Origin of the sequence: Geomonas limicola, from assembly GCF_014193675.1 — a bacterium.
GTDB lineage: Bacteria > Desulfobacterota > Desulfuromonadia > Geobacterales > Geobacteraceae > Geomonas > Geomonas limicola.
In genome coordinates this window covers 263,683-275,802 of the sequence record NZ_BLXZ01000003.1, presented here as the reverse complement: position 1 = coordinate 275,802, position 12,120 = coordinate 263,683, and the positions used below count along the sequence as shown (strand labels likewise).

At 56.5% G+C, this 12,120-nt stretch carries 14 protein-coding genes; 6 read left to right on the top strand and 8 right to left on the bottom strand.

Features of this window, described 5'->3' with window-relative positions; translation table 11 throughout:
* Nucleotides 1–119 precede the first annotated feature (119 nt).
* From cmoB to H7688_RS08405, 4 genes are all read right to left on the bottom strand, one after another.
* Complete coding sequence (gene cmoB, locus H7688_RS08420) at nt 120–1,067, bottom strand: tRNA 5-methoxyuridine(34)/uridine 5-oxyacetic acid(34) synthase CmoB (RefSeq protein WP_183360631.1); 948 nt, start codon at nt 1,065–1,067, stop codon at nt 120–122.
* Nucleotides 1,064–1,795 (bottom strand): carboxy-S-adenosyl-L-methionine synthase CmoA, encoded by a 732-nt coding sequence (gene cmoA, locus H7688_RS08415; RefSeq protein WP_183360630.1) that lies wholly within the window; start codon nt 1,793–1,795, stop codon nt 1,064–1,066. The genes cmoB and cmoA overlap by 4 nt, the downstream gene beginning before the upstream one ends.
* Nucleotides 1,792–1,953, bottom strand: coding sequence for a hypothetical protein (locus tag H7688_RS08410; RefSeq protein WP_183360629.1), 162 nt, complete (start codon nt 1,951–1,953; stop codon nt 1,792–1,794). The genes cmoA and H7688_RS08410 overlap by 4 nt, the downstream gene beginning before the upstream one ends.
* A 320-nt stretch (nt 1,954–2,273) precedes the next feature.
* Complete coding sequence (locus H7688_RS08405; protein ID WP_183360628.1) at nt 2,274–2,759, bottom strand: VOC family protein; 486 nt, start codon at nt 2,757–2,759, stop codon at nt 2,274–2,276.
* Nucleotides 2,760–3,120: 361 nt separating this feature from the next.
* Between H7688_RS08405 and H7688_RS08400 the strand changes: the two genes are divergently transcribed.
* From H7688_RS08400 to H7688_RS08385, 4 genes are all read left to right on the top strand, one after another.
* Nucleotides 3,121–4,230, top strand: a complete 1,110-nt coding sequence (locus H7688_RS08400; protein WP_183360627.1) for a hypothetical protein — start codon at nt 3,121–3,123, stop codon at nt 4,228–4,230.
* 167 nt (nt 4,231–4,397) lie between these two features.
* Nucleotides 4,398–4,892, top strand: coding sequence for a maleylpyruvate isomerase (locus tag H7688_RS08395; RefSeq protein ID WP_183360626.1), 495 nt, complete (start codon nt 4,398–4,400; stop codon nt 4,890–4,892).
* A gap of 228 nt (nt 4,893–5,120) precedes the next feature.
* On the top strand, nt 5,121–5,810 hold the full coding sequence (locus tag H7688_RS08390) for a hypothetical protein (RefSeq protein WP_183360625.1): 690 nt from the start codon (nt 5,121–5,123) through the stop codon (nt 5,808–5,810).
* Nucleotides 5,811–5,963: 153 nt separating this feature from the next.
* Entirely contained in the window at nt 5,964–6,365 is a 402-nt protein-coding gene (locus H7688_RS08385) for a hypothetical protein (RefSeq protein ID WP_183360624.1), read from the top strand.
* 30 nt (nt 6,366–6,395) lie between these two features.
* On the opposite strand, the gene H7688_RS08380 is transcribed toward H7688_RS08385, so the two are convergent.
* Nucleotides 6,396–8,681: a hybrid sensor histidine kinase/response regulator gene (locus tag H7688_RS08380; RefSeq protein WP_183360623.1), complete on the bottom strand. Its 2,286-nt coding sequence runs from the start codon at nt 8,679–8,681 to the stop codon at nt 6,396–6,398.
* Nucleotides 8,682–9,285: 604 nt separating this feature from the next.
* Here H7688_RS08380 and H7688_RS08375 point away from each other — a divergent pair.
* Entirely contained in the window at nt 9,286–10,065 is a 780-nt protein-coding gene (locus H7688_RS08375; RefSeq protein ID WP_308470305.1) for a transglycosylase domain-containing protein, read from the top strand.
* Nucleotides 10,066–10,149: 84 nt separating this feature from the next.
* Here the strand turns inward: H7688_RS08375 and H7688_RS08370 are convergent, their stop codons facing one another.
* Nucleotides 10,150–10,446 carry a hypothetical protein gene (locus H7688_RS08370; protein WP_183360621.1) on the bottom strand — a complete coding sequence of 99 codons (297 nt, stop codon included), beginning with the start codon at nt 10,444–10,446 and terminating at the stop codon, nt 10,150–10,152.
* Nucleotides 10,447–10,486: 40 nt separating this feature from the next.
* A complete protein-coding gene (locus H7688_RS08365) occupies nt 10,487–10,789 on the bottom strand; it encodes a hypothetical protein (protein WP_183360620.1) in 303 nt (100 codons plus the stop codon).
* Between the two features lie 224 nt (nt 10,790–11,013).
* On the opposite strand from H7688_RS08365, the gene H7688_RS08360 reads away from it, so the two are divergent.
* Nucleotides 11,014–11,253, top strand: coding sequence for a hypothetical protein (locus H7688_RS08360; RefSeq protein ID WP_183360619.1), 240 nt, complete (start codon nt 11,014–11,016; stop codon nt 11,251–11,253).
* A gap of 361 nt (nt 11,254–11,614) precedes the next feature.
* Here the strand turns inward: H7688_RS08360 and H7688_RS08355 are convergent, their stop codons facing one another.
* Complete coding sequence (locus H7688_RS08355; RefSeq protein WP_183360618.1) at nt 11,615–11,980, bottom strand: DnaJ family domain-containing protein; 366 nt, start codon at nt 11,978–11,980, stop codon at nt 11,615–11,617.
* Nucleotides 11,981–12,120 lie beyond the last annotated feature (140 nt).

Below are 12,120 nucleotides of genomic sequence, written 5' to 3'. Positions count from 1 at the left end.
CGAACACGTTGGGAAGTTTTTTGTTGTTCACAGGAGACGCCACTTCTGTGCTGTGGCGAGCTGCGTCTGCAGGTTTTCTCTCCGTGTTCTTGGTGGCTCCGTGGCTAAATTCGCTTTTCCTACGGTCGCGTCGCGGTAAATATCGCCCGCACCGGCGCAGGGTGCCCCTCGATGGTCTTCCCCGCATCTCGCGAATCCAGAAAATCCGGCAGCGACTCGAAGCGCATCCACTCGGTCGAGCGCTGCTCCTGGCAGCTGGTACGGTTGGTGTCGACACAGGCGACGTCGGTGAAACCGCAGCGCTCGAGCCACAGGGTCAACGCGGCGATCGAGGGGAGGAACCAGACGTTGCGCATCTTGGCGTAGCGCCCCTGCGGCACGAAGACGGTATCCCGGTCCCCCTCCACGATCAGTGTCTCCAAAATCAGCTCCCCACCCGGGCGCAGGCACCCCTTGAGCTGGAACAGGTGGTCGAGGGGCGAACGACGGTGATAGAGAACCCCCATCGAGAAGACGCTGTCGAAACAGGCCATATCTTGGGGCACCTCCTCGATGCCGACCGGGATGACGTGGTGCCGCGGGTCACGCAGGTAGTGCTGCATCACCAGGAACTGCTGTACCGACAACAGGAAGGGCTCGATCCCCAATACGAACGCCGCACCCGCGCCGCGCATGCGCCAGCCGTGATAGCCGTTGCCGCAGCCGACGTCGAGGACCCGGCGACCGGTGAGCGGCTGGATGTGCGGCACTACGCGCTCCCACTTCCAGTCCGAGCGCCACTCGGTGTCGATTTCGACACCGAAAAAACGGTAGGGACCTTTGCGCCAGGGGTGGAAACCCTGGAGTTGGGCGATCAAGCCGTCCCGGGTGCTTTCACCCAGATCGTAGCTGGAGCCGATAGTAACGGAGTCGGCAAGCTCGATGACGGACGGCTTCAGCTCGGGTAGCGACTCAACCGCGCCCAGTCGTTCAGCCAGCCTCTCCGGCAGGACCGCCCGCAACTGCTCGGCCCAGGCCTCCTGGCCGAGCTCTGCCAAATGCGGGTAAAGGGAATCGAAATAGGTCATTTGAGTGCGACCAGCGAGGCGAAATTGAAGCACTGGAACCAGAGGTAGGAGGCCGAGAAACCGGCCTCCTGCAGCCGCTCCTGGTGACATGCCAGGGTCTCGGGGATCATCACGTTCTCCAGTGCGGTTCGTTTCTGGCTGATCTCGAGATCGCTGTAGCCGTTGGCCCGCTTGAAATCGTGGTGCAGCTCCATAAGGACCTGCTGCTGCGCGGGGTCCGCGAAGGCGATCTTCTCGGACAGTACCAGGATGCCGCCCGGCCTGAGACCCGCGTAGATCGACCGGATCAACTCCAAACGCTGCGCCGGCGGAATGAACTGCAGGGTGAAGTTGAGGACCACCACCGAGGCGTTCTCGACCGTCACCTCTTTTAGGTCGGCACAGATCATGGTCACGGGAACACGTGAGGAGGTATCACGGGCCAGGAGTTCCCGGCCGCGCTCGATCATGGCAGGGGAGTTGTCGACGGCGATGATGTCGCAGCCCGGCTGACTGATGCGCTGGCGCATGGCGAGGCTCACGGCCCCGAGGGAACAGCCGAGATCGTAGCAGTGCGAATTAGCCTGGGCGTACTTCGCGGCGAGGATGCCGATATTGGCAATGATCATCCCGTACCCGGGAACCGAGCGCTGTATCATGTCGGGAAAAACGGCAACGACCCGTTCGTCGAACTGGAAATCGATGATTTCCTGCAGGGGCGCAGCGTAGAGGGCGTCGTTCTTGGTCACGTTTCCTGGTCCTTTTCAAAATCGCATTTCTGAAAATCGGGCCTGATGTGAACCAATTCCGCCAGCTCCGCGGAAGGTTGGTGCTCATCAGGAAAAAACAAAACTGGAAGATAGCCGGTCCCCGCCGGAATATCAACACCTTGTTGTGCCGTCAGCAAGGCCGACGGACTATAATCCCTCTAAATAGGACTGGCGGGACCATTGCCATAACCTGTGTGGCCCATCACCTCGTCATCTCATACGCTACCTGATTAACGCAACCTTCCGCTCTCCCTTCCCTTCAAGGGGAGGGTCGGGGTGGGGATGGGGCAAACACTGGTGGCACGCGTCCCTCCCCCTTCAAGGGGGAGGACAGGAGGGGGATGGGATCAACACGGAGGGACGCTTTTGGCGGAAGATCTGAGCTGGTCACGAACGCTAAAAGGCCTGTCGTGAATGAACGACAGGCCTTTGGTTTTGGTGGACATCCCTGGCGTCATCAGCCGCGCTGTGCTGCCTCTATTGCCGCTATATCTATCTTGGTCATCTGCAGCATCGCCTCGAAGGCCCGCTTGGCGGCCGCGCGATCGGGATCGGTGACCGCTTCGGTCAGCGCGACCGGAGTGATCTGCCAGAACACCCCCCATTTGTCCCTGCACCATCCGCAAGCGTTTTCCTGGCCGCCATTGCCGACGATCGCGTTCCAGTAACGATCGGTTTCCTCCTGGTCGGTCGTTGCGACCTGGAAGGAAAAGGCCTCACTGTGTTTGATCTCCGGACCTCCGTTGAGTCCGATGCAGGGAATGCCCATCACGGTAAATTCGACGATCAATACGACCCCCTCCTTTCCTGAGGGAAAGTCTCCCGGTGCACGGTGCACCGCGTCGACCGATGAATCGGGAAAGGTCTCCGCATAAAACCGCGCTGCCTCCTCGGCAGTGCCATCGTACCAAATGCAAATGGTGTTTTTCGCTGGCTTCACCATGACATCCTCCCGTAAGATAAACTGCTAACAGAAACTGCCTCAGGTGCCTCTCCTTCGGATTATAACAAATGCAACGCTGCAGACAGGCCGTCTATTTCCACACGAGCCGTCACTATTGCCCTGACCGTGCGTATCCCGGCCTTCCGCTGCACGACGGCTTCTTCTTGTCTGCTGGTATGCGCTCAGGTAGTCTCGACATGCCCAGAGGCCAGTGCCGGCCTTCAATCTCTCGACGTCCACTATCTGCTTCTGCCATAAGCATTTTCGCTAAAGTTTCGGCGCCTGCTGTCGGATAATTCTGAAAGCGCCGAAAGAGTGAAGTCGGATGGTGCGGAAAACGCTTTTCTCACAGGAGTCCCCCATGTTCACGCGCAAAGCCTGTCTGTTTCTGGTCCTACTTCTTATTGCTGCCTGCACCCCCTACCTGTACGGCGTTCCTCAGGAAAGCTGGGACCGGATGAGCGAGCCCGAACGTATCCAGGCCATGCGGACCTATGAACGTGAACAGCAAGAACAGCGGCGCGCCGCGGAGGAGCGCGCGCGACGCCAGGCCCTGGAACGGGAGCAAGAACGCGCGCGGCAGGCGGCACGGGAGCGGGAACGGCAGGAACGCATCGAAGCACTGCACCAGGGGAGGGGGGCGTACGGAGAACTGATCCGGGTACGCCTACAGGGTGGCCGCATCAGGATCGGTGATCGCCATCACCACTACCAGCCGCTCACCTTTACCATTGCCGATAGCGAAACCGTCAAGATCCCGGTTGCCGATTACCAGGGAAGAGCGGTGGAACTGACGGCGAGCTACTCAGGGGGCGCGCTGATCATCGAGGGGGTGCGCTTTGAGTATGAGCGCCGCTGGGGGAAAGGGCTGCTCTACGCGGACACCGGCACTTCCGGACCGCTTGCGTTACAGGGGGTCGATGTCTTCGTCGAGGTGCACGACCGCTCCACGCGCTACGAAAGGGAACGCCCCAGGTTTGTCATCGTCAGGGAGGATGTTCCGGTCGTCATAAGGGAGCGTGAACCGGCGCCCCAGGTGGTGATCGTGCGTGAGAAGGAGGCGCCGCGGCCGCCGATAGTGATCGAGCGGGAGAAACCGCGTCACGAGCCTCCCGCCCCCCGTCAACCGCCGCCGGTGCTGGCCGAGCGGGCGCCCCGCAGTGTGGAGGTCGTGCTGCTCTCGGGCGAGTTGAAGGTCCGCGGCAAAAACCAGCCGGTCGAGAAGGCGGTGCTGCGCCTCAAGGAAGGGGAGACCCGGGAACTCGTTGCCAAGGCCGGTGCAGAATCTGGCACCTTGACCCTGCGCTATATCGGTGGCGAGCTCTTCATAGACGCCAGCCGCGGGAAGGGGCAGGGCGGGAGCCGTTTCGGCTTCGACAAGGAATGGAAAACGGGCAAGGTCTACCGCTTGGAGCTGAAGGGAAACCTGCACCTGGAAAAGGGGACCGTCAAGGTTACTGCCAAGGAGTAAAGCGGAGGGGGACTTTCAAGACACACGGCACACGCTGCGGTTGGTGCGAAGAAGGGGGACGGCAACTGGCGAGGTGAAGGCGAGCACCGGAATTTCGCGGATTGCGGGCAAAGTGATATTCTTTAACCCAGTACCTGTATTTAGTTAGAGGGAAAAGGAGATCCACCATGGCCAGTCCACGTGGCAAACAGCTAGCGCAGGTGATCCTGCAAAAAATAGCCAACCTGAAAGACGTCTGCAACGGAATCGACGAAGCCACCGCATCTCGTGCCCCTTCGGGGCGGTGGTCACCCAAGGAGATCCTTTCGCATCTCTGCGGGCCGGAGGGGACCGGCCACCTGCCGATACTCACACCCTTCCTTACCGCAGATACCCCGACCATTGACCTCAGGACCGAAGATCCCTTCTTCACCGAGGCCCGAGCGAACACAAGTTTCGCCCAACTGGTGCGGGAATGTGAGCAGGAGTACCAGGGGATCGCGAGGTTTGCAACGGAGCTTTCCGACGAGCAGTTGGGACGTACCGCGTACATCCCGAAGCTGAAAGATTCTCCTTTGGGTGACCACCCGACCCTGGACGGCCTGATCGCAGCATTGGGGGAATATCACCTGCAGTCTCATGTCGACCACCTCAAGGAGATTCTGGCAGAGTTGGCACCGTAGTTCCTTCCTTCAGAAAAACATTGCCTCCAGACAGGCAGCATAGGTGAGTGGGCGTCCCCGGAGGGGACGCCCACTCGTCGTTTCGGCCTCGAAGCGGATTGATGCATCCCTGTCGAGATCGTAGGACGGAGAAAAAGGTTGGCAAAAAAACGAGCGGCACTTGCAACGTACGAAAGCTGTCGTAAGATTAGCAACAGCCAATCTATGCCGCTGTCGAGAGGTGATCCGATGCCAATACCAGAGCAGTACGATATCTTCGATCCGAACCTCCGCAGGCTGACCTATCCGGAATTGCACATGGTCCTCACCACCGCCTCCGATGCCCTGGAGGTTCACTCCTTCTTCCGGGACAACTGGGAGTCTTACGTTCCCAACTACCTCATTCTGCGCAATCACCTGGTAAAACTTAAAGAGTTCGGAGTGGGCGCAGACCGCGGGGACCGGGACATGAAGGCCCAGCGCGACCAGGTCAGGGCGCGGGCGGAGCTCGATATCCTTTTGATCATCAACTACGTGGTGATGAGGGCCATCGAGAAGCAGGATCCGTCGCTGTTACAGAATACCGGCTTGCCGCTCAAGGAGCTCAAGACCGCGCGCTCCAGTTACCGGATCGCTCCGACGTCCGTGCCGGTAGTTCTAACTGCCAAGCACAAAAAGACACGGCTTGGTGTCGAATCTGGTACCGCGATCCTCGCGGGCAAACATGTTAAAATGGGCGGGCCTTACCACCTGCAAATCTGCAAGGGGCACCCCGCCTCCGAGGAGAGCTGGTGCACACCGGGGGGCCACTATCGAGAGTGTGGCAATATCATCCTCAACAACCTGGAGTCCGCCAACGAGTACTTCTTCAGGATCAGATCGGACGGGCCTGACGGTCCCGGCCCCTGGTCACAAGTGGTAAGCCTGGTCATCGTATAACAGCAAAAGGCCTGTCGTTAACAACGACAGGCCTTTTCTTTCCAACCACCAACCGCTTCTTTCATCTCCCGCGTAGCAAGCGCCTCAGCGAATCCTTCCTCTCCGGTCAAACGTAACTTGAAGCGTTTTCATCTCGCGCGAAACGAAACAAACTTGGACGAAACGATTTCATCCCGGAGTTTAGCGAAACCAACTCGCGCGAAACGTTTTCATCTTGCGCGAAACGAAACGAACTCGGACGAAACGATTTCATCTCGGCGTTTAGCAAAACCAACTCGCGCGAAACGAAACGAACTCGGACGAAACGATTTCATCTTGGCGTTTAGCAAAACCAACTCGCGTGAAACGTTTTCATCTCGCGCGAAACGAAACGAACTCGGACGAAACGATTTCATCTCGTCGTTTAGCAAAACCAACTCACGCGAAACGTTTTCATCTCGCGCGAAACAAAACAAACTCGGACGAAACGATTTCATCTCGGCGTTTAACAAAACCAACGCACATAAAACGATTTCATCGCGTGCGAAACGAATCGAACCCCAGGTAGCGGTCTGAAAGAATAGCGCAACGTGCAGTTTTAAGTTCCTACCTGGGCGAAACGAGCACCCGCTCCAACCGGCTTGCCAGTTCATCCGCCTTGTAAGGCTTTTCGATTGCTGCACAGAATCCGTATACCGAGTAGTTCGAGATGACCGGGTCCTCGGAGTAGCCGCTCGAGACAATCAACTTGGCTTCGGGATCGATGGATAGTATATGGCGTGCACCCTCGGATCCTCCCATGCCACCGGGAACCGTCAGATCCATGATAACTACGTCGAACCGGTTGCCCGCTTCCATAGCTGCGGCATAGATGGAGATAGCCTCCTCGCCGTCGTTGCAGGTCTCCACTTTGTGGCCTGAGTGTTCCAGGGCAATCCTGACCAGATCCCGTACCACCTCCTCGTCGTCCATCACGAGAACGTTGAGTTCCCTGCCGCACCCGAAGCTACCGTTGGGGCGCTCTTCACCCTCTGAAAATGTTCGTGGCAATGCGGAAAGGTACAACGTAAAGGTAGATCCTGCTCCAGGGGTTGAGCTGACCGTGATATGTCCCCCATGATTGGTCACGATCGCATAGCTGGACGCAAGCCCCAACCCGGACCTTTTTGCCTTCGTGGTGAAGTAGGGGTCGAAGATCCTTTCCTGATCGTCCGGGGAAATGCCACAACCTTCATCGATGAAACATAGCTTGACATAGGACCCCGCCGCCAAGCCAGTGACGTTGGGAGATTTGAGTGTGACGTTCTCTCCCTGTACTACCAATCTCCCGCCTCCTGGCATCGCATGCACGGCGTTGATGATGATGTTGTGCAGAGCCTGGCTGATCTGTCCCTCGTCGGCCTCTACCGCGAAAAGCTCCTCCTCGATTTCGGTCACCCCTTTGACGCTGGTTCCGGTCAGCGTCAACGCCAGGGCGTCGCCCACCGCCCGTTGCAACGACATCACGCGTTTCACGGGCTTTCCCCCCTTGGCAAAGACCACCAACTGCCGTGACAAGTCGGCAGCTCGCTGGGTTGCCTTTTCAGCCCGATCAAGAAGTTCCTGGGCCTTTTCCGAGGGATCCATGTACAGTTTGGCAAAGGAGATGTTTCCCATGATGCCGGTGAGGATGTTGTTGAAGTCGTGAGCTATGCCACCGGCCAGGATGCCGAGACTTTCCAGCTTTTGGGCCTGGAGCAGGTGACGTTCCAATTTAAGGCGCTGTTCCTCGATCTCTTTTCTTTCGGAGATGTCTCTCGAGATTGCCACAATACCTTTGATGAGTGGATTTCTGAGTTGGTTGCTTCCGGTCGCCTCCATCCAGACGTAGCTGCCATCCTTGTTGAGGTAACGGTATTGAACGGGAGTGAACTCGGCAGGATTATTGATGAGAGTTTCGAAAGCTGCGCCAACCGCCGCGCGGTCATCCGGGTGAATGAGCTCGAAGGTATTTCTTCCTTCGAGTTCTTCGACGTAGCCGTGGATGGCAAAGGCGGCGGGGGAGTTGTAGACCAGAACACCATGTTCGTCGAGTAAGCTGATGACATCCGGAGAAAGTGCCATGATGCTGCGGAACCACTCTTCGCTGGTTCTCAGTTGTTGCTCCATCTGCTTGCGTGCGGTGATGTCCCGCACCACGGAGACCACGCATGGTTTGCCACCGATATCCACGCGTGCCATGGAAAGCAGGGCAGGAAAGCTCTCCCCCGACTTACGGCAAAAGGTCACCTCCGCGTTGTGCACGATTCCCGCACTGTCCAGCATTTCAATAGTTTGCCGCCGTTGGTTTGCATCGGGCCAAATACCCGTTTGGGCCCAGGAACGTCCCAGCAGTTCTTCAGAGCAATACCCGGTGGCGACGTCGTGGGCAGAGTTGACAGCGAGGTAGCGTCCATCTTCAGAGGTAAGAGTCAGAATTTCCGGGCTGAGGCGGAAGAGGGTCTCGTAAAGTTGCTTTGCCTCCTGCAAATCCTTTTCGGCCTGTTTTTTGTGCGAGATGTCGACGATAGTGCCGATTATCCGCAGCGGTTTCCCCCGTTCATCCCGCTTTACGATGACTCCTCTGCCTTCAATCCAGCGCAAGCCGCTATCTTTTGAGATCATCCGATATTCTAGGGTCGATTCATCTTGGCTACTCTTCAGATTCTCCCGGAGTTTGGTTAACACGCTTTCCCGATCTTCAGGGTGGATGATGCTGGCAAAGAACGCGCTGTTGAAAACGGTTTCATCAGATTGATAACCGGTCAACTCGCAAAACCGGGGGCTTAAGTAGGCAAGATCGGTTTCCAGGTTCCAGTCCCAAAAACCTTCCACGGCAACCTGCAACAGCAAATTCACAACATCTTCGTCCACGTTTCCTCCCGATCGGCAGGGCTTGCAAATTGAAAGGTATTTTGGTCCAGCGAATCAAGACAACACCGGTTGCAGCAGGATGCTTGGTGCCGGTGCAACGGTGCACCAGGGATCTGAATCTGCAGCCAGTTCTATAGCTCGGCCTTGCCTTGGTACAATCCACAATCGACCGCACATCCTGCTCGTTTCCACGCAGCAGAAACAATGCGGGACTCCGGCTGAGAGAATGTCGGTCTTTAACCCGATCAGTAAAAAACTTATAGCCACACCGCTGTAATTCTCTATCTATGTACTTTATAGTCTTATGATCTGTTGGTGGATATTGTCTTACAAGCACAGTTTCTGGTGCGGAATATATTTCATGTTTAATTGTTTGTAAATTAAAAAATGGTTATGCCTGGAAGGGGCTACACGAACCTGCTTTTGTGCTGGGACTTTACAAGGTCTTTCATTGGTAGGGGTGGAAATGTTTTGTTTCAGATATATGCTTCTGTCATGATCTGAGTCAGTACGGCGAATCTCTGATACTCAAAAACTGATTGTTTTTAGTGGGTAAATTAATTTGAGAATACTTAAATTGCTTGCAGCGTTGATCGCTCTCCTTGTGCTGCTCTACGCTGGGTGGATCGGGATCAGTATTTATCGGCTGCCGTCGGTGGCTAGCCTCGCAGACCGGTCTGTCAGCCTGACTATCGAGGTGAGGGACTGGAAGGGGAAACTGCACCCGTTTGTCGTCGGACCGGACAATCCACGCTGGGTGTCCGCCGAACGCATTCCCGTGGAGATGGAGTGGTCTGTGATCGTGGCAGAGGACGCCAATTTTTATGAGCACCGCGGGGTGGATGTTAAGGCAATCAAGGAGGCGATCCGCTACGACCTGGAGAAGAAGCGTTTCGCTCGTGGTGCCTCGACGATCACGCAGCAGACGGCAAAGAACCTTTTCCTGTCGCGCAAGAAGACGCTCACCCGCAAGATCGAGGAGCTCTATCTCGCGAAACGTATGGAACAGGAACTCACCAAGGGACGGATCCTGGAGCTCTACCTGAATATCGTGGAGTTGGGACCGATGGTCTACGGAGTGGGGCACGGCGCGCGCTACTATTTCGACAAGCCGGCCCAAGCGCTTACGCCGAGGGAGTGTTCGTTTCTGGCGGCCATGCTCCCGGGGCCGCAGAAGGCCTACAACCCGTACCGGCACATGGACCGGGTACTGAAACGCTCGAACCAGATCCTCTTTCTTTTGAAGCAGCGTGGAGTGCTGAGCGAGGGGGAATATCGGCGTGCCCTTGCGGAATCGGTAGATATCTCCGGGATGCAGAGGAAAGTCGACAAGAGTTTCACAGGACAGGTGAAGAGGTTCTTTCAGCGGTTATTCTCGTTTTGATGTATGAAGCCGGGCGGGTGCGGCGATCTGCGCTGCGGCTCCTCCCGATCCGCCGGTTTCCCGGGGCGCGAACCGGGAGGATGGCTATTTCTTTCCCTGGGACTGCAGGCTGTTGTTGAGGGGCCTTAGGTGGATGGCGCCCAGATGCTCGATGCTCAGGTTGTGAAAACAGGCCAACAGTAACTGGGCCGCCACTTCCTTGCTGTCCCTGCCGACAACTTTCAGCAGAACTTCCCCGTCCATTGCCCGAAACTCCAGGTGGGCGAGATCTCCCTGCTTGTGCAGGAGGATATCTTTTTCTTCAAAATTGTCGGTAGCAATCTGCACCAATTGCAACGCCATTGCCTCGAAAAATTGGTCCATGTTCTTGTCCTGGCTCATCGTGGTCCCCTCCTTTTTATATCCCTTCCATTACCTGTGGCTAGACTGCCTGCAGAGGGCGTCGTAGAGGGGTCTTGTGCAGTTGTCTCAGTTTCTCAATGCTGATCTTGTGCAGGCAGGCCAATACCATCTGGCTACCCAATGCATCGATATTTTCGCCAGATACCTGAAAGACGACTTCTCTTTTGCTGTTTATGATCCGCAGGTACATGAGGTCGTCTGCCTTGCGGGTCATGATCTGCTGGTTTCCCTCGTCGTCCGTGGCGAGCTGAATAAGCCCCCACGCCATGTTCTCCATCAGTGACTGGATGAATTGCTGAGAATAGACGGTTTCCTCATTCATCGTGCCCTCCTCACCCTGATCTGCTACCGTGGTGAAAAATTGGATTTGGCTAATTTTACCCATGAGAAAGGGAAAGGCAATCGACAAAGGAGCAGAGGCCGCTACGCATTTCCGGGTTGGGTGGCGGAAAATTCCGGGTGGTTGGATGCGGACCAGCTGCTCGTTGTTTATTCTATGGTTGGAAAGTGCTAATATGGTCACAGAAAAAAAGAAGGAGGTCGGATATGAAGCGCATTCTTGCATCTCTGGTGGCGGGGCTCATCGCGGCCTTATTTGCGTCGGTTGCAATTGCCGAGACTACCACGACCACTACCGAACCGGGCACGACGACCACGACCACGACTAAAGACACCGGACAGGTAAAAACGACCAAGAAACACCACAAAAAACATCACAAAAAACACCACGCCAAGAAGGTGGTGAAGAAGGAGACGACCACGACGACCACGGTGGAACCTAAATAAAGGACATTGGACAATTGACGATTCACGATTGACGGAGAACAGCAGAACGGCAGTCGAAGGATGATGCTTGGGCACCGGGCACCCATCCGGAGAAGGGCCTCCGACACGACGGTTAACAAGGATCCCTTCACGACTCTTCCAAGCGTGCACCTGAAACAGTTTAACGGGCCGTATCCTCATTGGGTACGGCCTTTTCTGTTTTAGGGCTCGTCAATCGTGGTGATGGGTGAGGAACCAGCGGTAAACGGCATCGTTACCGTAGGCACTAGTGGCACGCGCAGGGAACTGGACGAGTGGCCAACAGTGGGGCCGGGACTCGGGAAGACAAGATCTGGGGCGGGAACTGCTGCTTGCTGAATTGCTACTTATCCCTTTCCACCAGTTTCTCCTGGTACAGTGGGAAAAGGTCAAGACGAACCGGGCGCTTCAGGGCAATTTCGAGTTTCATCAGCTTGAAGTTCAACTCGCGGAGCTTGTTGCGACGCTCCTCGCCGTCATCGAGGTTGAGCAGAAGTCGCCTGAGCGACTGCACCTCGTTTACCAGCTCGACCTCGGGCGGCACGCAACCGGCATTCCTCAACACCTTGTATGCCATGCGCAGCTCTTCGGGAACCCCGGAAAGATCTTCCTGAACCAAGGGCTTGCCCCGCCCGGGGAGATTATCGAACTCGCCGCGCGCCATCGCCTCCTGGATCTTCCGTTCCGCTATGTTCGCCAAGATGTCCATATCCTGATTCTCTCAAAGCGCCCCTGGCTGAGTCAACCTAAGATGCTGCGCTGCGTTACTGTAGGAATGTGTGAAAAAATTTAGAATTGGACTGCAGGCTCCTTTTCACATGATACCCTATGATTGACTCTAGCTTCCGG

Coding starts and splice junctions, on each gene's coding strand:
- H7688_RS08400 (WP_183360627.1), top strand. CDS start 3,121: ATGTTCACGCGCAAAGCCTGTCTGTTTCTGGTCCTACTTCTTATTGCT.
- H7688_RS08355 (WP_183360618.1), bottom strand. CDS start 11,980: ATGGACATCTTGGCGAACATAGCGGAACGGAAGATCCAGGAGGCGATG.
- H7688_RS08395 (WP_183360626.1), top strand. CDS start 4,398: ATGGCCAGTCCACGTGGCAAACAGCTAGCGCAGGTGATCCTGCAAAAA.
- H7688_RS08360 (WP_183360619.1), top strand. CDS start 11,014: ATGAAGCGCATTCTTGCATCTCTGGTGGCGGGGCTCATCGCGGCCTTA.
- H7688_RS08405 (WP_183360628.1), bottom strand. CDS start 2,759: ATGGTGAAGCCAGCGAAAAACACCATTTGCATTTGGTACGATGGCACT.
- H7688_RS08370 (WP_183360621.1), bottom strand. CDS start 10,446: ATGAGCCAGGACAAGAACATGGACCAATTTTTCGAGGCAATGGCGTTG.
- cmoB (WP_183360631.1), bottom strand. CDS start 1,067: ATGACCTATTTCGATTCCCTTTACCCGCATTTGGCAGAGCTCGGCCAG.
- H7688_RS08365 (WP_183360620.1), bottom strand. CDS start 10,789: ATGAATGAGGAAACCGTCTATTCTCAGCAATTCATCCAGTCACTGATG.
- H7688_RS08390 (WP_183360625.1), top strand. CDS start 5,121: ATGCCAATACCAGAGCAGTACGATATCTTCGATCCGAACCTCCGCAGG.